20 protein-coding genes are annotated in these 25,474 nt (G+C 70.5%); 6 read left to right on the top strand and 14 right to left on the bottom strand.

Features of this window, described 5'->3' with window-relative positions; all coding sequences use genetic code 11:
• Nucleotides 1–18 precede the first annotated feature (18 nt).
• A complete protein-coding gene (locus tag BCEP18194_RS12790) occupies nt 19–186 on the bottom strand; it encodes a DUF1427 family protein (protein ID WP_011351704.1) in 168 nt (55 codons plus the stop codon).
• 98 nt (nt 187–284) lie between these two features.
• On the opposite strand from BCEP18194_RS12790, the gene BCEP18194_RS12785 reads away from it, so the two are divergent.
• A complete protein-coding gene (locus BCEP18194_RS12785; protein ID WP_011351703.1) occupies nt 285–1,208 on the top strand; it encodes a LysR family transcriptional regulator in 924 nt (307 codons plus the stop codon).
• Between the two features lie 66 nt (nt 1,209–1,274).
• Here the strand turns inward: BCEP18194_RS12785 and BCEP18194_RS12780 are convergent, their stop codons facing one another.
• Nucleotides 1,275–1,961 (bottom strand): hydrolase, encoded by a 687-nt coding sequence (locus BCEP18194_RS12780; protein WP_011351702.1) that lies wholly within the window; start codon nt 1,959–1,961, stop codon nt 1,275–1,277.
• Between the two features lie 276 nt (nt 1,962–2,237).
• Between BCEP18194_RS12780 and BCEP18194_RS12775 the strand changes: the two genes are divergently transcribed.
• The 4 genes from BCEP18194_RS12775 to BCEP18194_RS12760 are packed head-to-tail and all read left to right on the top strand — an operon-like array spanning nt 2,238 to nt 5,456.
• Complete coding sequence (locus BCEP18194_RS12775; RefSeq protein ID WP_041493055.1) at nt 2,238–2,498, top strand: XapX domain-containing protein; 261 nt, start codon at nt 2,238–2,240, stop codon at nt 2,496–2,498.
• 25 nt (nt 2,499–2,523) lie between these two features.
• Complete coding sequence (locus tag BCEP18194_RS12770; RefSeq protein WP_011351700.1) at nt 2,524–4,104, top strand: cation:proton antiporter; 1,581 nt, start codon at nt 2,524–2,526, stop codon at nt 4,102–4,104.
• Between the two features lie 43 nt (nt 4,105–4,147).
• Nucleotides 4,148–4,540: an OsmC family protein gene (locus BCEP18194_RS12765; protein WP_011351699.1), complete on the top strand. Its 393-nt coding sequence runs from the start codon at nt 4,148–4,150 to the stop codon at nt 4,538–4,540.
• A 31-nt stretch (nt 4,541–4,571) separates the two neighbouring features.
• On the top strand, nt 4,572–5,456 hold the full coding sequence (locus BCEP18194_RS12760) for a pirin family protein (RefSeq protein ID WP_011351698.1): 885 nt from the start codon (nt 4,572–4,574) through the stop codon (nt 5,454–5,456).
• 68 nt (nt 5,457–5,524) lie between these two features.
• Here BCEP18194_RS12760 and BCEP18194_RS12755 read toward each other — a convergent pair whose 3' ends face one another.
• Genes BCEP18194_RS12755 through bcsB form a run of 9 tightly spaced genes read right to left on the bottom strand, consistent with a single transcriptional unit; the run spans nt 5,525 to nt 20,207 of the window.
• Nucleotides 5,525–5,722: a hypothetical protein gene (locus BCEP18194_RS12755; protein WP_041492807.1), complete on the bottom strand. Its 198-nt coding sequence runs from the start codon at nt 5,720–5,722 to the stop codon at nt 5,525–5,527.
• Nucleotides 5,704–7,260, bottom strand: a complete 1,557-nt coding sequence (bcsG, locus tag BCEP18194_RS12750; protein WP_011351697.1) for a cellulose biosynthesis protein BcsG — start codon at nt 7,258–7,260, stop codon at nt 5,704–5,706. Before bcsG ends, BCEP18194_RS12755 begins: the two co-directional genes overlap by 19 nt.
• A 27-nt stretch (nt 7,261–7,287) precedes the next feature.
• Nucleotides 7,288–9,825: a UDP-forming cellulose synthase catalytic subunit gene (gene bcsA, locus BCEP18194_RS12745; RefSeq protein WP_011351696.1), complete on the bottom strand. Its 2,538-nt coding sequence runs from the start codon at nt 9,823–9,825 to the stop codon at nt 7,288–7,290.
• The gene (bcsQ, locus tag BCEP18194_RS12740; protein WP_011351695.1) at nt 9,822–10,601 is read right to left on the bottom strand and encodes a cellulose biosynthesis protein BcsQ; all 780 of its coding nucleotides are present in this window, start codon (nt 10,599–10,601) and stop codon (nt 9,822–9,824) included. The genes bcsA and bcsQ overlap by 4 nt, the downstream gene beginning before the upstream one ends.
• Nucleotides 10,598–10,816 (bottom strand): hypothetical protein, encoded by a 219-nt coding sequence (locus tag BCEP18194_RS12735; RefSeq protein ID WP_041492806.1) that lies wholly within the window; start codon nt 10,814–10,816, stop codon nt 10,598–10,600. Before BCEP18194_RS12735 ends, bcsQ begins: the two co-directional genes overlap by 4 nt.
• Nucleotides 10,813–12,783, bottom strand: coding sequence for a cellulose biosynthesis protein BcsE (gene bcsE / locus BCEP18194_RS12730; RefSeq protein WP_011351694.1), 1,971 nt, complete (start codon nt 12,781–12,783; stop codon nt 10,813–10,815). The genes BCEP18194_RS12735 and bcsE overlap by 4 nt, the downstream gene beginning before the upstream one ends.
• Before the next feature lie 9 nt (nt 12,784–12,792).
• A complete protein-coding gene (locus BCEP18194_RS12725) occupies nt 12,793–16,674 on the bottom strand; it encodes a cellulose synthase subunit BcsC-related outer membrane protein (RefSeq protein ID WP_041492805.1) in 3,882 nt (1,293 codons plus the stop codon).
• Nucleotides 16,659–17,888, bottom strand: coding sequence for a cellulose synthase complex periplasmic endoglucanase BcsZ (gene bcsZ / locus BCEP18194_RS12720; protein WP_011351692.1), 1,230 nt, complete (start codon nt 17,886–17,888; stop codon nt 16,659–16,661). Before bcsZ ends, BCEP18194_RS12725 begins: the two co-directional genes overlap by 16 nt.
• 3 nt (nt 17,889–17,891) lie before the next feature.
• On the bottom strand, nt 17,892–20,207 hold the full coding sequence (gene bcsB / locus BCEP18194_RS12715) for a cellulose biosynthesis cyclic di-GMP-binding regulatory protein BcsB (protein WP_011351691.1): 2,316 nt from the start codon (nt 20,205–20,207) through the stop codon (nt 17,892–17,894).
• 478 nt (nt 20,208–20,685) lie between these two features.
• Here bcsB and BCEP18194_RS12710 point away from each other — a divergent pair, with 478 nt between their 5' ends.
• Nucleotides 20,686–21,708: a sensor domain-containing diguanylate cyclase gene (locus BCEP18194_RS12710; RefSeq protein WP_244272949.1), complete on the top strand. Its 1,023-nt coding sequence runs from the start codon at nt 20,686–20,688 to the stop codon at nt 21,706–21,708.
• 81 nt (nt 21,709–21,789) lie between these two features.
• On the opposite strand, the gene BCEP18194_RS12705 is transcribed toward BCEP18194_RS12710, so the two are convergent.
• The 3 genes from BCEP18194_RS12705 to BCEP18194_RS12695 are packed head-to-tail and all read right to left on the bottom strand — an operon-like array spanning nt 21,790 to nt 25,414.
• Entirely contained in the window at nt 21,790–22,242 is a 453-nt protein-coding gene (locus tag BCEP18194_RS12705) for a hypothetical protein (protein WP_011351688.1), read from the bottom strand.
• Entirely contained in the window at nt 22,242–23,648 is a 1,407-nt protein-coding gene (locus BCEP18194_RS12700) for a phosphatase PAP2 family protein (protein WP_011351687.1), read from the bottom strand. Before BCEP18194_RS12700 ends, BCEP18194_RS12705 begins: the two co-directional genes overlap by 1 nt.
• The gene (locus tag BCEP18194_RS12695) at nt 23,645–25,414 is read right to left on the bottom strand and encodes a bifunctional alpha/beta hydrolase/class I SAM-dependent methyltransferase (RefSeq protein WP_011351686.1); all 1,770 of its coding nucleotides are present in this window, start codon (nt 25,412–25,414) and stop codon (nt 23,645–23,647) included. The genes BCEP18194_RS12700 and BCEP18194_RS12695 overlap by 4 nt, the downstream gene beginning before the upstream one ends.
• Nucleotides 25,415–25,474: the final 60 nt, after the last annotated feature.

The following is a 25,474-nucleotide window of genomic DNA, read 5'->3' as shown; positions in this document are numbered from 1 at the left end:
GAAGTGTCCTCGATGCGGTCAGAAGCCGAGCCAGTGACGGATCGGCGCGATGGCCTGGGCGCCGATCAGCATGCCGGCCAGGCCGACCAGTGCGATCAGCGGCGGTGCCGGCGAACGCACCTTGATCACGCTGTAGACGATGCCGATCAACACGCCGGCACCCAACGAAAGTAGATAAGATTCCATAACGATTTTTCTCCCGGCCGGATTAGAATCACCTGCATCGCACGCCCGCTTTCGCGGTGCGCTGCATCCGTTCCGCTTCCCTGCCATTCATCCCGACCATGCAACACCTTCCTGATCTCGAAGCCTGGGCCATCTTTGCGCGCGTCGCGGAGACCGGTTCGTTCGCGAAAGCCGCCGATCTGCTCGGCGTATCGCAGCCAACCGTGTCGAAGGCCATCGCGCGCCTCGAAAAGCGCCTCGGCGCGATGCTGCTGTACCGCACGTCGCGCAAGCTGTCGCTCACGCCGACCGGCGAACTGCTGCGCGACCGCGCGATCCGCCTGCTCGCCGATGCGGAACTGATCGAGAGCGAAGCGTCCGCGCAGGCACTCGAACCGCACGGCCTCGTACGCGTGAATGCGCCGATGTCGTTCGGGCTGCGCCATCTGTCGCCGGTGCTGCCCGCGTTTCTCGAACGCTATCCGCGCGTCGACATCGACCTCGTGCTCACCGATCACATCGTCGACATCGTGTCCGGCGGCTTCGACGTCGCGATCCGCATCGCCGAGCTGAGCGATTCATCGCTGCGCTCGCGCCGGCTCTGCGCCGTGCGCCGGCCGCTCGTCGCGTCGCCCGCGTACCTCGACCGGCGCGGCCGCCCCACGCATCCGCGCGACATCGAACAGCACGTGTGCCTCACCTACACGAACCTGCCGACGCCCGAACACTGGCGCTTCCGCCAGCCGGCATCGGGCGATGAAGTCGGCGTATCCGTGCACGGCCGCATCCGCACCAACAACGCGGACGTGATCGTCCCCGCGCTCATCGCCGGTCATGGCCTCGCGCTGCAGCCCGAGTTCCTGGTGTGGGAAGCGATGCAGAACGGCGAGCTCGAGGAAGTGATGTCCGACTGGAAGATCGCCGACATCAACGTCAACCTCGTCACGCCGCCCGGCATGCTGCGCGCCGCGCGCGTGACGGTGCTGCTCGACTTCCTCGCGGAGCACTTCTCGCACGCGCCGTGGGCGCTGCCCGCAACCTGAACCCGCAACGGCCGGCGACAGCAGATCGCCACGGCCGGCCGTTGCCACGATCGCGGCCGGGGTCCGTTACTTCGCCGGCACCGCCGCAATCGACTCGTGCGGCGTCGCGGTGCGTTGCGGCGCCTTGTGAACCATCGTGTACGCGTAGTCGACACCCATCCCGTATGCGCCCGAGTGCTCACGCACGACGGCCATCACCGCTTCGTACGTATCGCGGCGCGCCCAGTCGCGCTGCCACTCGAGCACGACCTGCTGCCACGTGACGGGCACCGCGCCGGCCTGCACCATGCGCTGCATCGCGAAGTCGTGCGCGTCCTTCGACGTGCCGCCCGATGCATCGGCCACCATGTAGATTTCATATTCGCCTTCGAGCATCGCGCACAGCGCGAACGTCGTATTGCAGACCTCGGTCCACAGGCCCGACACGATCACCTTCTTGCGGCCGTTCGCGGCCAGCGCATCGCGCACCTTCTGGTCGTCCCACGAGTTCATCGACGTGCGTTCGAGCGTCTTCTGGTTCGGGAACACGTCGAGCAGCTCGGGGAACGTATGGCCGGAGAAGGCCTCGGTCTCGACCGTCGTGATCGTGGTCGGCACGTTGAACGCCTTCGCCGCCTTCGCGAGCCCGACGACGTTGTTCTTCAGCGTCTGGCGATCGATCGACTGCACGCCGAACGCCATTTGCGGCTGCTGGTCGATGAAGATCAGCTGGCTGTTCTGCGGAGTCAGTACTTCAAGTTTCGGATTGCTCATGGCGCAAGGTGTCCTGTGAACGAAAAAAGGGGGGCCTGCCTCGACCGTGAAAACGGGAGGAGCCGGAGGTACGTCGGCGCCGGATCGTCATCCGGGCCCGAATATTTAAGCCGCAAACGCGCGGCGCGAACACCCAAGAAACGGAATCGATCCGATTCCTGAATCGATGCCTGTTCGGGGCTGCCCGCCCTTTTTTTCTTCACGCAAACCCGATACGCTTTCGAAATCTTGACGGCGCGCACCGCGCCGCTCGTCTGCCATCACGGGACGCCCGCCATGAAACCGTATTTCCTGTCGCTGCTTGCCGGCATCCTCGCCGGTGTCATCTACGGCGCGCTCGGCGTGAATTCGCCGGCCCCGCCGATCATCGCGCTCACCGGCCTGCTCGGCATGCTGGCCGGCGAACAGATCCTGCCCGTCGCGCGCCGGATGCTTTCCGGACACCGGCTGAACACCGCATGGCGCGATGCACAATGCAGCCAGCACATGTTCGGCGCGCTGCCCGGCGGCACGCCGAACGACCGCAAGCCGTCGTGACGCAACCGTTCGCCGCCGGCCACGCATGACCAACGTCGAACTGTTTCATTACCTGCTGCTGTTGATCTGCGGTGCGGGCGCGCTCACGTGGCTCGCCGAGCGGATTTCGATTCCACCGGCCGTCGTGCTGCTGCTCGGCGGCTGCGTGGTCGCGGTTGCCGGCAAGCGCGTGCCCGACATGGACCCGGCGCTGCTGCTCGCGGCCGTGCTGCCGCCGCTGCTGATGTCGAGCGGGTTCTACACCGCGTGGAAGGAATTCCGGCAGGAACTTGCATCGATCGCGTCGCTCGCGCTCGGCGCGGTGGTGTTCACCACGGTCGCGGTCGCGCTCGTCGTGCATGCGGTGAACCCAACGCTGCCGTGGGCCGCCTGCTTCACGCTCGGCGCGATCGTGTCGCCGCCGGACGCAGTCGCCGCGAAAGCGATCCTGCAGCGCCACCCGCTGCCCTCACGGCTCGTCGCGGTGCTCGAAGGCGAAAGCCTCGTCAACGATGCGTCGGGCCTGCTGCTGTACCAGATGGCCGTGTCGGCCGCGCTCGCCGTGTCGATCACGGCCGCGAGCGCCACCGGGCTGTTCTTCTCGCTCACGCTGATCGGCATCGCGGTCGGCCTCGCGTGCGGCCATGCGATGAGCTGGGTGCTGCCGCGCCTGCGCGACCCGATGCTCGGCATCGTCGTGACCTTCGCGATGGCGTGGGGCAGCTACGGGATCGCGGAAGCCGTCGACGGCTCGGGCGTGCTGTCGGTCGTCACCTGTGGCCTCGTGCTCGGCGTGCGCCAGCATCGCGTGTTCGACGCCGACATGCGGATCAAGGCGAAGGCGACGTGGGAAGCGATCGTGTTCGTGCTCGACGCGCTCGTGTTCATCCTGATCGGCCTCGCGCTGCACGCGATCCTCGCACGCGTGAACCACGAAGGCGCGGTGCTGATGGCCGGCCTGCGCGTCGCGCTGCCCGCCACCGCCGCCGCGATCGCCGCGCGCATCGTCTGGGTGTTCGTCGCGATGTGGCTGCCGGGCCGCCTGCGCGCGCCGCGCGCCGGCCACGCACCGTGGTCGTGGCGCGAAGCCGTCGTGCTCGGCTGGTCGGGCATGCGCGGCGTCGTGAGCCTCGCGGCGGCGATCGCGCTGCCCGCCAACTTCCCCGGCCGCGACCTGATCCTGTTCAGCACGTTCCTGCTGATCATCGCCACGCTCGTCGTGCAGGGCGGCACGCTCGCGCCGCTGATCCGCGTGCTGAAGCTGCACCCGGCCGCGCGGCACACGATGTCCGAGCATGCGGTGCGCGCGCATGCGTTCGGCGCGGCGCTCGCCGAACTCGACGCGCTCGAACAGCGCGGCTCGACCCTCGAGCGGCCGTCGCTCGACCGGCTGCTCGCCGAATACCGGAACCGCGTCACCTTCAACGACCGCGCGCATCGCCAGGGCGCCGAACCGGCCAAGGTGCGCTCGCGCATGCTGCGCGTCGAACTCGAGCTCGTCGGCGTGTCGCGCCGCGCGCTGCTCGACCTGCATCGCGACGGCAAGGTCGACGACGCCGTGCTGCACCGGATCGAATCGGAGCTCGATTTCGAGGAACTGCGGCTGCAGCGGCTGCTCGAACCGTAACGCCCGGCCACGCCGCCGCCCCCCTTCTTTACATGGAACTGCAATGAGCGAACTGTCCGTCGAAGCGAGCATCGGCTCCGTCGATTACCTCGTCCACTTCAGCGATGGCGTCCACCAGTGGCGCGCCGACGAACCGGCGTCGCTCGGCGGCGGCGATGCGGCGCCCGCACCCGTCACGCTGCTGCTGTCGAGCCTCGGCGCGTGCACCGCGATCACGCTGAAAATGTATGCGCAGCGCAAGGGCTGGCCGCTCACCGAAGTGCACGTGAAGCTCGCGCACGAATCGGGCAGCGCGGGCAGCACGATCGTGCGCCGCATCACGCTCGAAGGCGACCTGTCCGGCGAACAGCGCGAGCGCCTGTTGCAGATCGCGAACGCGTGCCCGGTGCACAAGATCCTCACGCATCCGATCACCATCGACACGGCGATCGCCTGACGCGCCCCGCCTCACCACGAGATCCTCCACCATGTCAGCCTCGATCAAGACCCTGCTCACGCCGCGCGAAAGCGACATCGGCAATCTCGTCGTGCGCCGCGTGCTGCCCGCGCGTGCCGCCCGCCTCGTCGGCCCGTTCATCTTCTTCGACGAGATGGGGCCGGCTGTGTTGCCGGCCGGCCGCGGCATCGACGTGCTGCCGCATCCGCACATCGGCCTCGCGACCGTCACCTACCTGTTCGACGGCTCGCTGATGCATCACGACAGCCTCGGCTTCCGTCAGAAGATCGTGCCGGGCGACGTGAACTGGATGACGGCCGGCCGCGGCATCGTGCATTCGGAGCGCTCGCCCGACGAAGACCGGCCGCACGATCAGCCGGTCCACGGGATCCAGACCTGGGTCGCGCTGCCGGTCGAGCATGAAGACACCGCACCCGCGTTCGTCCATCATGCGGCCGACACGCTGCCTTCGTTCACGCGCGACGGTGCGAGCGTGCGCGTGATCGCCGGCACCGCGTTCGGGCTCACGTCGCCGGTCGCCGTGTTCTCGCCCACACTCTATGCGTATGCGGAATTCGCGGCAGGCGGCACGCTGGCGCTCGATGCCGAACATGAGGAACGCGGCGTGTACCTGGTCGACGGCGACCTGAGCATTGACGGCACGCCGCTCGTCCCCGCGACGATGGCCGTGCTAGAACCCGGCGCGACCGTGGCGCTCGCCAGCGCGAACGGCGCCCGCGTGATGCTGCTCGGCGGTGCGCACCTGCCGGGCGAGCGGTTCATCGAATGGAATTTCGTGTCGAGCGCGCGCGCGAAGATCGACGCGGCCCGCGCGGCGTGGGTCGACCAGACCTTCGGCAAGGTGCCGGGCGAGGAAGACGAGTGGACGCGCCAGCCGGAACGCAAGGCGCAATAAGGTGCGATAAGCAGGATCGCCAGCAAGCAGGCAAGCAACGGCCGGCACACCTGCCGGCCGTTGTGCGTTTACGGCTTCAATCCCATCAGCTTCGCGAGCGTCGGCCAGCGGTCGAGCGAGTCGATGAATGCGCGGCGTGCCTGTTCGTCGACGTAACGCTCGGGATCGAGCGCGGGCAGATGCCGCGCGAGGCCGAGCACGTCGTTCGGTTGCGACAGGCGATCGTCATCGGCGTCGCCGGGAAGAATTACTGTTCGTCGATCCATACGCCATCCGGAGTTTTCACCGAGTAGCCCCCGGCCGTCTGCATCGTCACCGTACCCTCGTTCTCGCCCACCATCCGCGTGCGCGGCAGGTCGGCCGCGTACTGTGCAAGCGTCGTGCCGGGCTTGAACGGGCTGTTCGACACGAGGTTCGACAGCAGCTGCGCGAGCGCGAGGAAGCTGGTCGGCTGGTCGATCACGGTCGTCGCGCCGTGGTTGCCGGTAAAGCCGACGAGCCGCACGCCGACCGGCCCGTGCACGATGCGCGGCGTCGGGATCTCGCGCAGGCCCGCGACCTGGTACTTGTCGCCGCGCAGCGCGGCGCCGTGCTCGGGCACGAACACGATCACCGCACGGCGGCCCGATTGCGCGATCAGGTCGGCCAGGTGATCGAAGTCGTCCATCAGCTTCGTCACGCGCTGCGGATACGAGTCGATGCTCGTCAGCGCGCTGCCGACGACGCGGTTGCCGTCGTGCAGGCTGATCGTGTTGTAGTACAGCGCGACCGGCCCCGGCACCGACGCGCGCTGCGCATACCAGTTCGCCAGCGTCGCGTAGTCGCTCTTGATCTCCGAGCCATCGAACGCGTGCATCGCGACGGGCGCGGCCGCGTTCGACACCGGTGGTGCGTCGGGCACGCCGATGTTGTCGTGGATCACCTGCAGGAAGTTGTCGAAGTGGCCGTCGTGGTTCAGCAGCGACTGCACCTTGTAGCCCGCGCTCGCCAACTGCGAGAACAGGTAGCACTGCTGCGGCGCGGGCTTGTACAGGTCGGCGTGCGCTTCCTGCCCGCAGCTCGCGCGCAGTACGCGGATCGCCGCCGGGCCGCTGTAGCTCGCGGCCGTGCTGAAGTTGTTGAACAGGTAGTCGAAGTGGCTCAGCATCGGATGGTTGCGCACCTTCGCGGCATCGAGATCGTCCCACGACAGCGAGCAGATGTGCAGCACGATCACGTCGAACTGCGCAGCCGGATCGTTGCCGAGATGGCCGAACGCGACCTGCCGCTGCGATTCCTGCGTGCGGAACGTCGCGAGCGCGGCGTTGTGATCCTCGGGCTGGCCCGCGATTGTCGTCCCTGTTGCGTTGGCCTGCTGCGGCAGCGGTGCGACGACGCGCGCCATCAGCCCACTGCCGGCCTGCCACAGCGGCATCACGATCAGCACGGCCAGCACGAACGTCGCGACGCGCAGCCAGCGGTTGACGATGAAGTAGACGATCAGCGCGCCGGCCACCGTCAGCAACAGCATCGGCGGCAGCAGGCGCGGCAGCAGCTCCATCCAGTATTCGAAGCGGAACGTGCTCACTTCGCGTGCGGCCTCGACGAGCCGCGCTAGCGGCGGCGCATGCATCTCGCGCGCGAGCAGCGGCACCGCGATCGCGATCGCCACGACCTGCCGGACGATGCGCCACGCACGCCGCCGGATCGGCGCGCTCACCGCGAGGGCCGCCGCGAACGCGAGGTTCGCGAGCCAGAACGGCTGCAGGTGCCCGGTCGCGAACAGCGCGAACTTCAGGATGAAATACAGATTCCAGAACGTCATCTAACCCACTCCATGATGAGCGCCGCGTCAGTCGCGCGCCCGATCGAGTTTCGGCGCCAGCATGGTCTGCAAGCCGCGCGCCGCACCCTTCCACATCCGTACATAGCCGTCCAGGCCGATACGCAGCACTTCCTTCAGCCCGCCGAGCGGCGTGTCGAGGCGCTCGCCTTCGTGCCAGTCGAGCCACGCATCCGCGCGGCCGAACGTGCATTGCACGAGCTGGCGCTCCTGTTCGAGCGTCAGTTCATCGAAGCTCACGCCGACATGAGTCGGCGTCACGCGGGTCACGCGCACCGGGAACGGGAACGATCGGTCCCCGCGCGTCACGCACACCGTCAGCGTGTCGCCGACGGCAAGCGGGAGCCCCGGCACGGCTTCGAGGCCGAGGCCGCCGGTCGAGTAGTCGCTCGTGAAGCACGCGGCCGTCGAGCCGTCGGCGAGCAGCAGCATGGCCGGCACGCGCATCGCGATCCGGTGCGTGACGCGCACCTGCTTGGTCTCGCGCGCCACGGCCAGCGCCGCACCGAGCATCGCGAGGTTGTACACGGTCCAGCCGAGCGTGATCAGGATCGTCGATGCTTCGTCGCCCTGGTCGGCCACGAGCCGCCACAGGCCGGCGAGGATCGCGAGCACGTTCAGCCCGAACAGCACCAGATACGGCTTCGACGTCGACCAGTCGACGTAGCCTTCGTCGATCTTGCCGCCCTTGTCCGTCACGTTGAACTTGCCGTGCTTCGGGCTGAAGAACGCGACGGTGGTCGGTAGTGCGATGTACCACGCGAGCACCGACTCGTAGACCTCGGCCCAGAACGAGTGGCGGTAGCGCCCCTGCATCCGCGAGTTCGCGACGTTCGCGAGCACGAGATACGGAATCACGTAGCTCGCGAGCGCGAGCGCCGACGCGTTGATGAAGTACAGGTGGAAGAACAGGTACGCGAGCGGGATCGTCAGGAACACCAGCCGCGGAATCCCGTAGAAGAAGTGCAGCATCGCGTTGCCGTAGCAGATCCGCTGGATGAAGCCGAGCCCGCGCCCGAGGAACGGGTTGTCGATGCGGAAGATCTGCGCCATCCCGCGCGCCCAGCGCGTGCGCTGCTTCACGTGGCCCGCGAGGCTCTCGGTCGCGAGGCCGGCCGCCTGCACGGTCGGCAGGTACGCCGACGTGTAGCCGCGCCGGTGCAGCTTGAGCGCCGTGTGGGCATCCTCGGTCACGGTCTCGACCGCGACGCCGCCCACCTCTTCCAGCGCGCTGCGCTTGAGCACCGCGCACGAGCCGCAGAAGAACGTCGCGTTCCACAGGTCGTTGCCCGACTGCACGAGGCCGTAGAACAGGTTGCCTTCGTTCGGGATCTCGCGGAACGTGCCGAGGTTGCGCTCGAACGGATCGGGCGAGAAGAAATGGTGCGGCGTCTGCACGAGCGCGCACTTCGGGTCGCGCAGGAACACGCCCATCGTCGTCTGCAGGAACGAGCGCGTCGGCACGTGATCGCAGTCGAAGATCGCAATGTATTCGCCGTGCGTCTTCGGCAGCGCGCGGTTGATGTTGCCGGCCTTCGCGTGGCGATTGTCGTCGCGCGTCACGTAGTCGATGCCGGCTTCGCGCGCGAACGCCTCGAATTCGGGGCGCTTGCCGTCGTCGAGCAGGTACACGCGCAGCTTCGCGCTCGGCCAGTCGATGCTCTGCGCAGCGAAGACGGTCGGCTTCACGACCGACAGCGGCTCGTTGTAGGTCGGGATGTAGATGTCGACGGTCGGCCAGGTGTCGGGATCGTCGGGCAGCGGCACGATCGGCCGGTCGAGCGGCCACGCGGTCTGCACGAAGCCGAGCAGCAGGATCATCCACGTATAGGCTTCCGCGCCGTACAGCAGGTAGCCGGCAACGGCCTCGACCGGGCCGCGGAAATCGAGCGTCTGCGTGGTGCGCCACCACACGTAGCGCACCGTCGCGAGCAGCGCGAGCGACGCGAGCGCGAGCGTCGGCAGATGGCCCGGCAGTCGGCGCAGCGCGAGCGCCAGCACCGCGACGATCGCGAAGAACGCGAACTGCGCGCCGGGCATCAGCGGCGACATCCCGGCCGCGGCCCACAGCAGCGCACCGGCCACGAGCAGCAGCGGCGCGAGCCAGCGGCGCCGGCCGACACCGTTCGCGCGCGCATCGAGCCAGCCGCCCCAGCGCACCCACGGCAAGCGTTCGAGCATCGCGTTGATGCGCCGGCTGACCGCGCGCCCGGCCACGTAGACCGGCACGACATACTTGTCGAACCACGCGAGCGGATCGCGCGCAGGCCGGCCGTCGGCCGAGCGCGGCGCGCGCACGATCGAGCGCCACAACCATTCGCGCGGGCTGAGCGGCTGCAGCACGCCCCATTGTTGCGCCAGCCGCAGGGACCCGACGCGCACCCAGCGGCGCACGTGATCGGGCCGACCCGGCGGCGGCGCGTGGAAGAACAGCCGTACGATCCAGTCGACCAGCGTGCGTTGCGCCGGCAACCCGACGCCGCGTGCGAACCAGTCGGCCGCGCGACGGCAGAATGCACGCAGGCGCAGCGCGAAGCCGGCGTTCATCGCGCCGCTCCGCGGCGACCGGCGGCGCCGGCCGCCAGCCACGTATCGACCCAGTTCGCGACGCCGTTCAGGTCGTGCGATGCCTGTGAATACGGCGCGTCGTCGAAGATCCAGCTGCCGCGCGCGAGCGCCTCGGGCACCGCCGCATCGACGTGGATGCGCTGCTCGAGCATCGATCCGGGCCCCGCGACCGCGCGTAGCATCCCGAGCGCGTCGCGCTGCATGTCGCGCGCCGGGTTCAGCCGGTTCACGACGATCTGCAGTTCGCCGCCGCCGGCGCGCAGCGCACCGAGCCGCGCGGCCGTGGTCGCGCAGGCGGTCGGCTCGGGCGGCACGACGACGAGCGTCAGGTCCGCGCGGCGAATCGCCTGCTCGGCCTGCGTCGACGGATAGCGTGCGGTGTCGATCAGCACGACGCCGTCGGCCGGCAGCGCAATTTCGTCGAGCGCGCGCGACAGCCACGCGGGATCGGCCGCGAGCCGCGCATCGCACGCGGCGGCGCCGGCCGCGTCGACCTGCCCATACGGGACGAACAGCACGCCGTCGGCACTACGCCACGTATGCGCATGCCACGGCTCGGCACCGCCGAGCACGCTCTGCGCGAGGCCGTGCTCGGCCAGCGTGTCGAGGCCGAGCGTCGCGCCCATCAGGTTCTGTGCATCGAATTCGACGGCGACGACCGGCCGGCCGCGGCGCGCAAGCAGCACCGCGAGGGCAGCCGTGAGCGTCGTGCGGCCCGCGCCGCCCGTCGTCGACGTAATGGCGATCGTCTTCATCGGGCCGCCTCGCTACCACGCTCGCCGCGTTCCGCATCGGGCAGCAGCCGCCCGCGCAGCGCGACCGGCACGAGTTCGCAGGGCACGGCGTCGCGCCGGTCGATGCCGCGCGGCGCATGAAAGCCGCGGCCGATGCCGAGGTGCTGCGCGATGATCCACACCGGCACCGCGATCACGATGCCGACGATGAAACCGATGACGATGACGGCGATCATGCGACCCCCTCCTTGCGCAGCGGCATCGCGCTGCGGACGGCGCTGCGCTTGCGCGCGGCGGCAATGACGGGTTCCGGCGCCGATGCATCGATAGCCGCGGCTGTCGGCGTCGCACCGATCGCCTCGAGCGCGACGATCGCATCGATTGCGTCGATCGCGCCGCTCACTTCGCTCGCGTCGGGCAACGCGGCGCCGGGATCGGCGCGCACGGACGATTTGCGGGTCGCACCCGCCGGCTGCGTGGCCGCGAACAGATCACTGTAGTCGGCGATCGGCGCGCGGCGGTTCTCGGCCTTCAGCGCATTGAGCTCGGTGTCGATGCTGCCGTGTCCGAGGCACACGACACGGTCGGACAGCGCGTCGACCGGCACGTCGAAGATGCGCGCGAGCGCGTCCTCCGCATCGGCCGGCTCGCACGCGAACAGGAACACGTACAGGTGCGCGGCATCGGCCGTCACGACGTCGCCCGCGCGGCGCGGCCGGCAAAACCGCAGCGCGTCGACGTGCGACACGCCCGGCAGCAGCGAGATCTTCGCGAGCGTGTGCGGCAGCGCCAGCACGGCGCCGCGATCGAGCACCGCGCGAATCCGCAGGCAGAACGCGCCGACCGGCAGGTAGCCGAGCACCGAATCGCCGAGCGCGGCCGCGAGCGCCGCACGGTAGTCGGCCGCGACGGGCCGCGCATAGAGCTGGCCGCGCAGCGCGTGCACGGCGGCCTGCATCCGCGATACCGGCAGGTCGCGCGCGACGACGCGGCTCGCGCCGACGCTCAGCACGAGCATCTCGAACTGCTGGCGCAGCACTTCGCCGCGCTCGACGACCGCGATCTTCAGCGCACCGCCGCACTGCCGGCGCAGCGCGTGCACGTCGGCGCAGAGCGCTTCGAGTTGCGCATGCGAGCGGAACACGAGCACCGCGGTCGCCGCTTGCGCATGCGCGCACGCCGCGACGACGGCCGCGTTGTCTTCGACGATCTCCCAGCCGTCCGGCGCGCGGTTCGTGCCTTCGAGCACTGCGCGGCTGACGACGACACGATCTTCGTCGCTCGCGAGCTTCATCCGGTGCGCCGGCTCGGTCGCGCCGCCGTCGACGCTCGCCGACAGCCGGCCGCCCGGCGCAAAGCGCAGCGGCCGGACTTCGCCGGCCGCAAGCGTGTCGCCCGCACGCCAGAAATCGACGACCCACAGCAGCTCGCCGTGCGTGCGCTGCAACTGCGCGACGCCCGAGCAGATACCGTGGAAACCGCTGCGCGGCGTACGATCCGCATCGCGTACGAGCGGCGCATCGTCGGTGCGCGCTTCGTCGCCCGCACGGGTCGCTTCGGGATCGAGCAGCAGCACGAGCGCGATCCGGCGCGTGCGGCACCAGTCGGCGAGAGCATGCGCCTCGTCGGCGAGCGCGATCGGGTCGTCCCAGCTGAACCAGCGCTGCGCGCCTTCGACGAAATACAGCGAGCGCGCGCGAAAGCCGTAGCGCTTCATCGCGCGCAGGCCGCCGGTCAGCCGTGCGAACGGGCCCGGCGCCGCGCGGCGCGGTGCGTCCGCCGTTGCGCCGGCGCCGGTGCTGGTGCCGTCACCGTTGGCCGGCTCGGCCGCAGGCGGCATCGCCAGCACGTTCAGGTTGCGCGGCCAGCTGGCCGGCAGTGCGCCGCCCGCGAAACCGCGCGCCTGCATCTGTTCGGCGACCTGCGCCGCCTCGCGCGCAAGCACGACCGTCACGTCGCGCGTGCGTGCCTGTCGCGCACTCTCCCACACGAGCGCATCGCAAGCCGACGTGCCGCCGGCCGCGTAGATCGCATACAGGCCGCCGGCTTCCAGTTGCGTCCACGCATCGGGCAAGCCGTCGATCGCGAGCCGGCTCACCGTGCCGACACGGCCGCCGGCCGGCGCGCCCAGCAGCGTACGCAGGCGACCCAGCAGGCCGGCGGTGCCGAGCGCGGGACGGGTGGCATCGAGTTCCGTATTCACGGCGTTCCCCTAGTAATCCGAATAAAGCCGCACCGGCGTCGGCGTGACGAGCCAGCTGCGTTGCGCGCGCGCGTCGAACGCATAACGCAGGTACACCAGCGCCGAACTCGGCGCGTAGTCGTGCGACCGGTCGACTTTCAGTTGCGCGCCGACACTCAGGTGCGGGTTCACGCGGTACTCGACGATCCCGTTGATGCCGTACGAGAACGACACGCCGGCCGTCGAGCTGCCCGCGTACACGAACCCGGCCGCCACCTGCGCGGCCCGCTGGTCCGCGGACATCGGGTAATACAGCGAATCCTTCTCGTAGCTGTTCGAGATCCCGCCCGTGAAGGTCAGGTCCCACGACAGCGCATCGTGCCGCCCCGCCCATTCGATCGGCACGCCGAGCGACAGGTAGCGTTGCGGGCTGTAGTAACCGCCCTGCCCGTACGTGTAGTAGCGCAGGTTCTGCGCGTAGTGCCACGCGTTGCCGACCAGCCCGGTGCTGACCTTCATCGTCGCGCGCTCGTACACGGGCATCGTAAAACCCGTGCGCAGCGTGACTTCCGCGTTGCGTTCGACGTTGCGGCCGGACAGCACGCCCGCGCCGAGTTCCGCGAACAGGTTCGTGCGGCCGACGTCGACCGACGCGCGCAGGGTCACGCCGTCGCGGCGCACGCCGCCCCAGACTGCGCCCGTCCACGGGTCGCGCATCCCCGAGTACGACAGCACGCTGCTCGTTTCCGGCCGCCGCGACGCATTCACCGAGAAACTGGCCGGGCCCGCGTCGAAGCGATAGCGCACGCCGCCGACCAGGTAATGCACGGGGAAACCGAGCGGCGACGTGCCGAGGTCGAAGCGCCATGCGTCCGTCAGATAGCCGGCGCCGAGTGCGACGCCCGTGGCCGTCTGGTGCAGCGAGCCCGGCGGATTCGCGATCGCGGCGGGCGTCAACTCGTTCCTTGCCCTGAGTTCCGCGTAGCTGCCGAACGTATTGAGCGAATACGCGTTCGGGTTGCTCGTGTCGAGCGTGCCCGGGTCGAGATGCACGGTGTCGATCTGCGCGAACACGTGCCCGTCGTAGCGGATCGGCATCTGCATGTAGATCGGCACCTGCTGCGCGCGATACGACGAAATGCCTTCGTCGCCCGACTTGTAGGCGGGCGTCCAGCCGGTCTCGATCTCGGGATTGCGCCGCTGCTCGAGATCCGCGAACGCGGCCTGCGCAGGCGTCAGGCCGTCACGCCCCGGGCTCACGCCCGTGGTGCGTTCCTGCGACTGCGACATCCGGTACAGCGACGCTGCATCGTCATAGCGCCCTTGCGCCTCGGCCACGCGCCCGGCCGCGACCGTCACGTCCGGGCGTGACGGATACGCGGCATGCAGCCGGTCGGTCACCTGCACGGCTTCGTCCGGGCGGCGCAGCGCGTTCAGGCGGCGCACGGCCGACAGCTGCGTGTCGACGTCGTCGTCCGGCGTGCGGGCCAGCACCGCCTGCACGCGTGCAAGCGCCGCGGCCCGATTGCCGCTGTCCTCGTCGATGCGGGCCAGCGCGAGCTGCGTATCGGCATCGTCCGGCGTGCGGGCGACGACCGGCGCGAGCGCCGCGCGCGCCGCATCGTAATGGCCTTGCGCGCGTTCGAGATCGGCCAGTTCGAGCGCGTAGCGCTTGTCCGCGCGGCCGGCCGGGCTCGCGCGTTCGAGCAACTTGCGCGCCTGCGCGTAATCCTGCTGCGCGATCGCGTCGTCCGTCTGCCGCAACACGAGCCGCAGCGACTGATCCTCGATCCTCGCTGACTGTGCGGGTGTCAGCGACGGTTCGCGGCGCAGCGTGTCGAGCCACGCGGCGAGCGCGTCGTCGCGCCCCGCGCTGCCGAGCAGGTCGCCGTAGCGCAGCCGCACGTCCGCATCGGCTTCGCGCGGGTGCGCGGCGATCCAGTCGTGCAACGGCGCGAGGCCGCGGTCAGGTTCGCCCGCGTCGATCCACTGTGCGCCGACGGCGGCGAGCATGTCGGGATCGTCCGGCGCACTCGCCTGCGCCTGCCCGAGCGACGCGGCGAACGCCGTGCGGTCGCCACGCGCGAGCGCGCCGCGTGCGTCGGCCAGCGCGCTTTCGGCGTCGAGCTTGCGCGCGAGCGCGCGCATCCCGTCCGAGCGATGCGCATCGTCGACCGGCGCGAGCGCGGCCTGTGCACCCGCCACGTCGTCGAGCGAATTGCGGTACAGCGCGGTCGCGTAGCGCATCTCGGGCGTCGCGCTTTGCGCGAGCCCGTCGTCCATCACCGTGCGGCCGAGCTGCGGCAATCCCATGTCGCGATAGAGACGCGCCAGTGCGAAGCGCGTCCACGCGGCGTCGGGCGCGGCGCGCACGGCCGCCTCGTAGCGCTGCGCGGCAGGCCCGCGTTCACCCTTGTCCGCGAGCGCGCGCGCCTGGTTCGCGAGCAGGTCGGCACGCAGGCCGTCGAGCGCGCGCCGATCGTCGTGGCCCGTCACGCGGCCTTGCAGCGCGTCGAGCAGCGGGCCGATCTTGTCCGCGCGGCCGGTGTTCTCATACAGCGTGGCCGTGCCGCGCACGGCCGCGAGGTCCGGCGAACGCGCGGCCAGCAGTTCGCGCAGCAACGGCTCCGCGCGCGCCCAGTCGCGCTGCGCGAGCAACGCATCGGCAAGCTGCAGCTTCGCGTCCGGGCTGCCCGGCTGCATCGCGAGTGCCGCACGCGCGGCGCGCTCCGCATCCTGCGGACGGCCTGCTGCGGCCGCCGCGCGGCCTTGCGCGAGCAGCCCCCAGAACTGCGCGGTGCGCGCGAGGCTCTGCCATTTGCCGCGCTGGTCGGTCGACAGCGTCGCGGCGCGCGTGAACAGCGTGCGCGCTTCGTCGTGCCGCCCTTCGCGCAGGCGCAGCAGGCCGAGCCCGCCGACCGCGTCGGCATCGTCCGCACGGGCTCGCGCGGCGCGCGTGAGCAGTGGATCGGCACCGGCCAGGTCGCCGCGCGCGAGCGCCTGCAGACCGCGCTGCTGCGCAATGTAGTCGGGATTGCGTTCGAGCTGGCGCTGCGCGTCGCGCTGGCGATCCAGTGCCGCGACGCGATCGACGAATTCGGTATCGTCCGGCACGAGCGCGAGATACGCATGCAGCGCTTCGAGATACGCGGGATCGCTGCCGGCCGACTGCAGCACACGCCGCCACAGCGCCATCGCCTCCGTATGGTCGGCGTCGGTGCGCTTCGCGAGCGCCCACGCGATCCGGTTCGCCTCCGGCCGCGTATCGGCGCGCTGGTTCAAGAGCCGCGCGAGCGCCATCGTCGCGCTCGTGTCCTGCGGATCGGCCGCGACCGCGCGGCGCAGCGCGGCGATCGCCGGCTCGCGCCCGCCCGGCGCATTCGACACGATCTGGTAATACTCGGCGCCGAGCGCCCCCGACGGTGCGCCGTTCGGAAACAGCGCGACGATCCGCCGGGCTGCCTCGTCGGCGCGGCCGCTGCGCGCGAGCAGGCGGATCTGCGCCATCTCGCCACGCCCGCTCGTCGCGACGCGGTATTCGTCAGCCACCCGCCGCGTGGCGGGCGCATTCGGCGACTGCGCCTGCAGGCGCGCAAGCGACGCCTGGGCGCCTTTCGCATCGCCGAGCCGCAGCAGCACGCGCACCTGTTCGGCCAGCAACTCGGGATCGCCCGGCGCGATCAGCAGCCCCTTGCGCAGCGCGTCGCGCGCGAGGTCGTCGCGATGCTTGACGCCCCACATCCGCGCGGTGTCGAGCTGACGCTGCGCATCGGCGGACGCGGCCGTCGCCGGCGTCGCGGGGTTCGCCATCGTCGCGTCCGCGGTGGTGCCCGGCGCCGCCGCGCACACCGACGACGCGAGCCACGCGAATCCCGCGACGTGCGGCGCGACGCGCTTCAGCGGGCGGCGCACGAGCGGCCTCCCCAGCGGGCGTCGAGCGTGCCGTCCGCACCGAACCGGTAGCGTCCGTCGCGCCAGCCGAGCCCGAACAGCGTCAGCACGCTCGTGTAGTAGCCGGGCGCCGACTGGCGCGCGAGCGTATCGACACGCGCCGCCTGGGCATCCGCGAGCGCACGCTGGCCGCGTGCGTCGAGGAACGGCACGGCCGCCGCGGAAAACCCGCCGTTGCCGTCGTTCGGCCCCGCAACGCCCGTCGTCGTGTCGACCTTCTCCGGCGGCGCGCCATGCGCGGCGATGTAGTCGGCGAACGGCGTAAAACGGGCGAGCATCGGCGCGGCGAGCGGATCGGCACGGTCGAGCATGCCGGCCCACAGATACACGCGGATCGCGTTGTACGCGCTCTCCGCATGCGTGTCGCGATCGGGCCCGAAACCCGTGCCCGCGCGATACAGCGCCCAGTCCGGCGAAAAGCCTTTCGGTGCGGTGTCGAGCAGCACGCGTCCGGTGCTGGAGACGAGCGCGGCCCAGCGCTTGTCGTCGGGCAGGCGCGCGCCGAGCGCGCGGATCACCTGCGGCGGCGAATAGCTCGGGTTCACGCGCCACTGGCCGTCGGCGAGCTTGAACCCCGTCGGCCCCGGCAGCAGCGTGAGGCCAAGGCCCGGCACGGTCGCCGTCTCGTCGTCGAGCACGCGCTTCGCGAGCAGCGCGCCGCGTGCCGTGTAGCTGCGTTCGTGCCACAGCCGCCCGGCCTCGACGAGCGCATACGCGATCCACAGGTCGGCGTCCGACGCCGCGTTCGCGTCGAGCACGCGCCACGCACCGTCGGGCGCGCGGCCCCACAGCCACGCCGGCAGATGCGCGCTCAGGTCGCCCTGCGCGAGATTGTTCTCGGTCCATGCGAGGATCGTGTCGAACATGCGCCGGTCGTTCGCGACCAGCGCGAAGAAAAGTCCATACGCCTGCCCCTCCGATACGGTGCGTGAATCGGCCGAGCCGACGTCGATCACGCGGCCGTCGGCCGAGATGAAATCGCGCTTGAACGCGTCCCAGCGCGGCCACGCCGCACCGCACCCTGCGTTGGCCGCGTCGGCTGCACCGGCCCCCGCGGCCTGTGCGCGCGTGGCCATGCCGGCCGCCGCGCACGTCACCGCAACCGCCAGCGCGAGTGCCGCGCCGACGCGCCGCGCCGGCCGCATTGCCCGTCGCTTCGCCATTGCCCGCGCCATCCGTTACATCCCCCGTCGACGCGCGGCGATTCTCTGCAGCACGCTGAACACGCCGAGCGCGAGCAGCAGCCCCGCCACGACGCCGACCGCGCCCAGCACGACCGGATGCCGCGCCGCATGCGTCCACACGCGCGCATACCACGGCACGAAGCCGACCACGTAAGGCTCGCCGACGCGCAGGCTGTCGACCTGCCCCGGCCGCACCAGCGCAAGGTCGCCTTGCAGCTGCGACACGAGCCCGGCGTTCTCGAACACGTTGAGCAGATCGCCGAGGCGCGGCTGGTCGGTCGCCGTCAGCGCGACGACGCTGCGCCCCCGGCTGCCCGGCAGCTCGAACCCGGCGAGCGCCGCGAGCGAGCCCGTCTGCTCGATATGTGCGCCGCCTTCGGTCAGGCCGACGCCGTTGCGCCAGCGCTCCTTCACCGAGAACGCGACGCGCGCGGCGCCTTCGCCGCCCGCGCTGCCCTGCTCGCCGATCACGAGCGGCAAGGCCGAGCGCCAGTGCGCGAGCAGCGGCGATGTGGGCGAGCCGTCGATCACGAGGAGATCCTTGCTGCCCGACAGCGCGGCGACATCGCCTGGCCGCGCAACCTGCACGCGCAGCGCCGGGAAGCCGGTCCATTCGCCCATGTGGCCGAGCATCGTCAGGTAGGCCTCGAGCTCCTGCGGCGACGGCCGGTCAGGCATCACGACGGCCGTCTGCGACAGGTCGGCGAAGCGCGTGAACGGGAAGCCGCTGTTCGCGAAGAACGCGAGGTTCGGCAACTGCGCGTAATGGACGAAGTGCGAGAAGTCGATCGTCGAATCGGGATCGATCGCCGCGCGCTGCGGCTCGGTCGCCGTGCTCGAGCACAGGCCCGTCTTCTGCGAATCGAGCGTGAAGCGGAACTGCAGCTGGTTGCCGCTGCCGACCCGGAACGCCGGGATGTCGACGTCGCTCGTCACGCGCCCTTCCGGCACCGACAGCAGCGGCAGCTGCATGCGGCCGTGCGCATCCTCGGCATGGGCCGGCCCGAGCCGGTACGACTTCACGAGCTGGTCGTTGATCTCGACGGCGAGCGTCGAGTTGTCCTGCACCGTCGGCGCCGTGTAGCGGTAGCGCAGCGTAATCGGCACACCCGCGCCGTTCCACGAATGCAGATCGGACGGCACGCGCAGGTTCAGGCGGATCGCGTCGGGCGACGTGCCGCGCACTTCGAGTTCGCGCGTGTCGGATACCAGCTCGCGGAACGCGATCGGCCGGTTCACCGGCAGCCAGCGCGGCGCGTCGTACGGCTTGCGCGGTGCGCCGAGATCGACGTGCGCGACCGTCGCCGACGGCCCCGACAGCGCCACGCGGCCCAGCACGAGCGTCGCGACCGCATCGTCGACCTCGGCCGCCGTGCGGCCCGTGACGACGAGCAGCTTGCGCCCCGGCGCGGCCGGGTTGTCGGCCACCGCGAGCAGCGGCCCGTTGATCGACGGCAGCGCGAGGCCGGCCGGCAGCGTGGCGGCCGTGCCGATCACGACTGCCTGGTCGTCGGCGGGCAGCCCGGACGACACCGGGAAGCGCGCATGCCGGTAGTCGGCCAGCGCGCCGAACCACGACGCGAGCACGCCCGCGCTGCGCAGCGTCGCCGAATCGGGCGACGCCGGCAGCACGAACGGCAGCCGCACGCGACCGTTGTCGCGCCGGTCGAAGAACGGCGCGGGCAGCAGCGCGAGATCGTTCGGCAGGCGGACGGGCGATTCATCGAGGATCAGCTCGCTCTTCGGGCTCACGTCGGCCCACAGCGCCGAGTTGGCCGGATCCTCGCAATGGTCGAGCGTGTAGTGCGCGATCAGGCGCAGGCCGATCTGGTTGAAATCCGAGAAGTAGCGCGGATCGATCGGTATCTCTTGCGTGACCGTGCGGCCCGCCTGTGCGGCGTCGAACGGGACGGTCGCGATGACCTCGCCGTTCACCGACACCTTCAGGTGCGACATCGGGAACACCAGCGACGGCGAATACGCGTAAGTCAGGCGCAGCCGCGCGCCGGTGACCACGCGGTCGAGCCGCACGCCCGCGTTGATCGTGCGTGCGTCGTCGGCGCCGCGCAGGCGCAGCGGATCGAACGCGCCGAGCGACGCGAACGGCAGGCGCACCGTCGTCGCCGGCAGGCCGGCTGCGGCCGTGCTGGCCGCCGCGGGCGCAGCCGCGAGCACCGGCGCCGGCGCAGCGCCGGACGCGGCGGCAGCGGCAGCCGGCACGGCCGGCATCGGTGCGGCCGACAGCGCGGCGGCGTGAAAAGCGCCGACCATCGCGGCCGAGAGGACGAGCAGCGACACGGCCGGCTTCATGCGCCGCTCCGTTTCGTCAGGATCATCCGGTCATCCGTCGCATCGAAATCGATGCACGCAAAGCAGCTATGCCCGTGAGTGAACATCCCCACTGCTTCCCCTCATATCTAACTGGCCTGATTCATTTATCGAAACAATGCGGCGATTTCTTTAATCGCCTGTCATCGTGCTACGCGCACCTGGCACTGGCACACGCCCATTCGTCACACTATCTCAAAAACAGGACAAAACTTACCCCGATTCGCGATGTTGAAGCGAAAAAAACCTCAATCCGGTCGGAAATGCTGCGCGAGCGAGATGAATGGTAAGAATTGCGCCGTTGTCGCCCGGCAGGCCGGACGGCATACTGCCGGCGCGGTGCGGCTGGCCGGCGGCGGTCCGTTGCAGACCGCCCCGCCTGAACGCGCGGCCGCGAGGCGGCGCGTATGCTACCGCAATCCCGAGCCGCCGGACGTGCTTTCTTTCACGGAAAACTGACTTGAATCAAATCGTCGACACTGCCACCCCGTCCCCCGATACGCTGCTGCGCATCATCGCCGCGCAGACCGAGATCGCGAAGCTCGGCCTCGATCTCGGCAGCGTGATGGCCTATGTGGCCGAGCAGGTGCCGCAGCTCACCGGCGCGAGCGCCGCCGCGGTCGAATTCGCCGAGGGCGACGACATGGTGTACCGCGCGGCGTCGGGCACCGCGGCCGGGATGCTCGGCCTGCGGCTGCGGCGCTCGGGCAGCCTGTCGGGCCTGTGCGTGCAGCAAGGCGAGTTGCTGCACTGCATCGATTCGGAAATCGACCCGCGCGTCGATCGCGACGCCTGCCGGCGGGTCGGCCTGCGCTCGATGCTCGTGATGCTGCTCACCCATGCCGACACGACCGTCGGCGTGCTGAAGGTGATGTCGCCGGAAGTCGACGGCTTTTCGCAAGCCGACGCCGGCACGCTGCGGCTGACGGCCGACCTGATCGCCGCCGCGATGTTCCACGCGGCGCGCAACGAAGCGAACGAGCTGTACCTGCGCGCGACGCACGACGCGCTCACCGGCCTGCCGAACCGCGCGCTGTTCTACGACCGCCTGCGGCAGTCGATGCACACGACGCTGCGCGCGAACGGCCGCCTCGGCATTCTCAACATCGACATGGACGGGCTGAAGCCGATCAACGATGGCCTCGGCCACCGTGCGGGCGACGCGGCGCTGCGCGAGATCGCCTCGCGGATGCAGGGAGCGGTGCGGCGCTCGGACACGGTCGCGCGCATCGGCGGCGACGAATTCGCGGTGATCCTGCCGAACATCGGCAACCGCGACGATGCGCATGCGCAAAGCACGCGGCTCGCACACCAGGTCGGCGAACCGTTCGAATTCGAGGGGCGCCCGATGCGGCTCGGCGTCAGCGTCGGGATCGCGCTGCTGCCCGACGACGGCACCGACATGAACGCGCTGATCGAGCATGCGGACCAGGCGATGTATGAAGTGAAGCGCACGCGGTCGCAGCGGGTCGCTCAGGCGTAACGCGTACTCTCAGGCTGCTTCCTTGACGAGCCTGCGGGTGGAACGACACCCTCGACCGCCCGCAGCCGGCTCGACCGGGCGCTAGCCGATCTGCGGAACGGCGATCGCGAGCCCGACCGCGAGCCACTGGACGATCGCGACGATCACACCGGCCCGGCACAGTCCGACCGCGCCGCGCACGCGTGCGTCGAGTGCGCGTCCGGCCTTCGACGCATCGATCCAGCCGAGATCGGCGAGCGCGCGGTCGAGCGCCGCGAGCCCGCCGTCGACCGATTCGTCGCCCGCCGCCGCACGCGCGAGCGCGGCGAACAGCCGGCGGTCGATCTCGATCCGCACCGCGTACCACAGTGCCGCGATCCCCGACCCGGTGCTGATAACGGCCAGCAGCACGCGGGCGATCGTCGCCGGCGCCCAGCCCGACGCGATCCACCAGCCGGCACCGGCCGCAGCCAGCGCGGCCGCGATCGCCCACGCACCCGCATCGAGCGCGCCGCGCGCGGCGGCAATCCTGAATGGCGCGGATGGATCGCGCATCACACGCCTCCCGCGCCGCGCCGGCGATCGATCCAGTGCTGCAGCACGGCCACGCCGTCGTCCGACCACACCGCATGCGGCCTCACCGTACGCACCGCGGCCAGCGCGTCGCGCGCATCGCCGAGCCCGCGTCGTGCCGCCAGCCATGCGGCCGCGCACAGCACGCTGCGGCCATAGCCGAGCGCGCAGCAGACCAGCACATTGCGCCCTTCCCCATGCAGGCGTTCGAGCGCCGCGACGGCCTGCGCGAGTTGTTCGGCCGTCGGCGCCACGAGATCGAGCTGCGGCACGGTCGCATACGCGAGCGATGCATCCACCGAGGTCCAGCGTGGCATTTCTGCGGTCAGGTCGACCAGCGCGGTGAAGCCGTGGCGGCGCACGTCGCGGGCGGTCGGCGTGCGTCCGATAGATACGCGTTCGTCGATCCGCACCGGCGCCGGCTGCCGGAACGTCCACAGCCGCGAATTGACGAACGCGCCCGCGATCGTCGGCGCGAGCAGCCAGCGAATGACGACCGGAAAACGCCCGTGCGCGTCCTTCTGGAATGCGCCGGGCGCACCGCGCCGGTAGATCCACGCGACACAGGCGAGCGCCAGCGCGACCCACCCTGCCGCCAGCGCCCAGCCGGGCGTGCGCGGCACGCACCAGAGCGCCACCAGCGCAACCGCCGCCGCGCCAAGCGCATAGCGGCGCGCGAGCGCACGGCCGGCCGCGCCCGGCGACGCATCGGCGCCCGGCAGCCGGCCCGCGGCATCGCGCAGCGGAAACAGGAACAGCGCGAGACAGCCGACGGCCGCGCCGGTCGGCACGTCGATCGCGTGATGCTGGTAGGTGGTCAGCACCGACACGCCGATCGCCGCGAACCACAGGTGCAGCACGACCCGCGCGAGCGTGCCGCGCAGGTGCTTCGCATAGACGGCCCACAGCACGACGAGCAGCCCGATGTGCAGCGACGGCGCCTGGTTGAACGGCTTGTCGAAGCCCATCAGCAGCGTGAACAGCGCACCGGCCACGCCACCCGCGTCGGGCCGCTCGAACCCGAAACGCAGCGGCCACGCGATGAAGCATGCGACCGAGATCAGCTGCACGGTCAACAGCCGCTTCACGTGATCGAGCAGGTCGGCGCGGCGCGTCCAGAAGAAGAACGACAGCGCATACAGCAGGTCGATCGACCAGTACGGCACGATCGTCCACGGCACGAACGGGATCGCGTGTTCCCAGCCAAACGCGAAAGTCGGCACCGCCGCGCGACGCGCGGCGAGCCAGTTCGCGAAACCGTAGGTCGAGAAGAACACGGCGCCCATCACCGCGAGCCAGCCGAAGCGCAGCGCGAACGACGCGTCGCGCGCGCCGGCCGCCGAGGCCGGCTCGGCGAGGCCGCTCGCGCCGCCGTCGAGCGCGCTCATGACGCGTCGACCCGCTGCGCGAGGCTGACCGTGAAGATGCCCATTTCGTCGATCCGCTGGTCGAGCTTGCGGAAGCCCGCGCGCGCGACGAGTTCGTCCATCTCGGCCTGCGAGCGCCGGCGCATCACCCAGGTCGCTTCGCCGCGGTGATTGTTCAGCGCGCGCGCGATGAATTCGAGCTGCGGATGCCACGGCTGCCCCGTATAGACGAGATAGCCGCCCGGCGGCACGGCCTGCGCGAGCCCGCGCAGCGAGCGCTCGATCAGCGCGTTCTCGCCGAACAGCTCGTAGAGGCCCGACACGATCGCGAGCGTCGGACGCGGCTCGAGCGTCGCGAGCGACGCCTCGTCGAACGCGTCGCCGCGCTCGAAGCGCGCAATCGGATCGAGGCCGCGCTGCGCAATCAGCACGCGCCCGGCCTCGACGTTCGGCGGGCTGTAGTCGCGCAGCGTGATGTCGTCGGGCGCCGCGCCGTCGCGCTCGGCGGCCGACGCGATCGCGTCGAGCACGTAGCGCCCGTGCCCGGCCGCGATGTCGACGATCCGCACCGGCGCGCCGTGGCCGCGCAGGCGGCCGATCGCCGCGCCGATCAGTTCCTGCAGATGCACCTTGCGCTGGCGGATGCCGACCCAGCCTGGCGAATCGAGATAGGTGCGATCGATCAGCGCGCCGACGCCGAGACGCCCCTGCGCGCGGTTGCGGTACACGTAGTCGAGCGTCGAGCCCGAATCGAAGCCGAGCCGCAGCCCGAGCGCGATGCCGTCCGACAGCGCGCCGCCGGCCTTCAGGCCGGCGCGCGTGAGCGCCCAGTACGCCCGCGCGAACGCATTCGCGGGCGGGCGGCCGAGCGCCGCGTATTCGTCGTGGAACGCGCCGCGCCGGTCGGCGTCGGCGAGCGACACGCGCGGGCTCGGCGCATCGAATTCCCGCAGCACGAATGCACGCAGCGGTGCGAGCGCCTGCGCGCGGTCGCGTTCGCCGAGCGTGTCGTGATAGAAGCCCGGCAGCACGATGCGCTCCTTGCGCGCGGCGCCGAGGCGCTCGAAGAAGCGGTCCTGCGGGCCGCGATGCACGACCCAGTCGGCGCCCGAGATCAGCAGCTGCGTCGGCACGGTGATCGCGGCCGCGTCGGCGACGATCCGCTGCGCGGTATCGTGCAGGTCGAGCAGCATGTTGACCGCGATCGGCCGCGTGATCAGCGGGTCGGACGCATAGCTCGCGATCCGCTCGGGATCGTGCGTGAGGAATTTCGGCTTCACGTAGCTGTTCACGTAGAACAGCCCGCGCAGCTTGTGCATCAGCCGCAGGCCCGGCCGCGCGAACGGTACGTAGAGCTTGATGTGGAACGCCGGCGACGCGACGACGAGCGCGCGGATCGGCGGCGCATAATCGTGCGCCCAGGTGGCCGCGAGCACCGCGCCGACGCTCTGGCCGACCACGGCCATGTCCTCGATCGCGATGCCGTGCGTGTCGCGGATATGTTCAACGAAGGTCTGCAGGTCGCGCACCGACGCGGCCGCGCTCGGGCTGTAGCCGCGCGCGCCGGGCGAGCGGCCGTGGCCGCGCGCATCCCACGCGAAGAATGCGAAATCGGGCAGGTCGAGCTCGTCGACGAGGTGCGCGACGCGCGCCGAGTGTTCGTGGCCGCGATGCAGCAACACGATTGCGCCGCGGCAGCGCGCGCCCGTGGCGGGCCAGTGACGATAGAACAGCGTTTCGCCGTCGTGCGTGATGAAGTCGGCCTCGCGGGCCATGCGTGCGCTCATGCGTTTCTCTCTCGTTTCGTTATTCGAATCTTGGTGCGCCGCCCTCCGGCGCCCGGTACT

It is taken from the genome of Burkholderia lata (assembly GCF_000012945.1).
GTDB classification, from domain to species: Bacteria; Pseudomonadota; Gammaproteobacteria; order Burkholderiales; family Burkholderiaceae; genus Burkholderia; species Burkholderia lata.
The sequence above is the reverse complement of the archived record's forward strand: the minus strand, read 5'-3'. Positions and strand labels throughout refer to the sequence as shown.

What these genes read in the sequence shown, in the direction of transcription:
- BCEP18194_RS12790 (WP_011351704.1), bottom strand. Translation starts at nt 186, where the DNA reads ATGGAATCTTATCTACTTTCGTTGGGTGCCGGCGTGTTGATCGGCATC.
- BCEP18194_RS12785 (WP_011351703.1), top strand. Translation starts at nt 285, where the DNA reads ATGCAACACCTTCCTGATCTCGAAGCCTGGGCCATCTTTGCGCGCGTC.
- BCEP18194_RS12780 (WP_011351702.1), bottom strand. Translation starts at nt 1,961, where the DNA reads ATGAGCAATCCGAAACTTGAAGTACTGACTCCGCAGAACAGCCAGCTG.
- BCEP18194_RS12775 (WP_041493055.1), top strand. Translation starts at nt 2,238, where the DNA reads ATGAAACCGTATTTCCTGTCGCTGCTTGCCGGCATCCTCGCCGGTGTC.
- BCEP18194_RS12770 (WP_011351700.1), top strand. Translation starts at nt 2,524, where the DNA reads ATGACCAACGTCGAACTGTTTCATTACCTGCTGCTGTTGATCTGCGGT.
- BCEP18194_RS12765 (WP_011351699.1), top strand. Translation starts at nt 4,148, where the DNA reads ATGAGCGAACTGTCCGTCGAAGCGAGCATCGGCTCCGTCGATTACCTC.
- BCEP18194_RS12760 (WP_011351698.1), top strand. Translation starts at nt 4,572, where the DNA reads ATGTCAGCCTCGATCAAGACCCTGCTCACGCCGCGCGAAAGCGACATC.
- BCEP18194_RS12755 (WP_041492807.1), bottom strand. Translation starts at nt 5,722, where the DNA reads ATGGATCGACGAACAGTAATTCTTCCCGGCGACGCCGATGACGATCGC.
- bcsG (WP_011351697.1), bottom strand. Translation starts at nt 7,260, where the DNA reads ATGACGTTCTGGAATCTGTATTTCATCCTGAAGTTCGCGCTGTTCGCG.
- bcsA (WP_011351696.1), bottom strand. Translation starts at nt 9,825, where the DNA reads ATGAACGCCGGCTTCGCGCTGCGCCTGCGTGCATTCTGCCGTCGCGCG.
- bcsQ (WP_011351695.1), bottom strand. Translation starts at nt 10,601, where the DNA reads ATGAAGACGATCGCCATTACGTCGACGACGGGCGGCGCGGGCCGCACG.
- BCEP18194_RS12735 (WP_041492806.1), bottom strand. Translation starts at nt 10,816, where the DNA reads ATGATCGCCGTCATCGTCATCGGTTTCATCGTCGGCATCGTGATCGCG.
- bcsZ (WP_011351692.1), bottom strand. Translation starts at nt 17,888, where the DNA reads ATGGCGCGGGCAATGGCGAAGCGACGGGCAATGCGGCCGGCGCGGCGC.
- bcsB (WP_011351691.1), bottom strand. Translation starts at nt 20,207, where the DNA reads ATGAAGCCGGCCGTGTCGCTGCTCGTCCTCTCGGCCGCGATGGTCGGC.
- BCEP18194_RS12705 (WP_011351688.1), bottom strand. Translation starts at nt 22,242, where the DNA reads ATGCGCGATCCATCCGCGCCATTCAGGATTGCCGCCGCGCGCGGCGCG.
- BCEP18194_RS12700 (WP_011351687.1), bottom strand. Translation starts at nt 23,648, where the DNA reads ATGAGCGCGCTCGACGGCGGCGCGAGCGGCCTCGCCGAGCCGGCCTCG.
- BCEP18194_RS12695 (WP_011351686.1), bottom strand. Translation starts at nt 25,414, where the DNA reads ATGAGCGCACGCATGGCCCGCGAGGCCGACTTCATCACGCACGACGGC.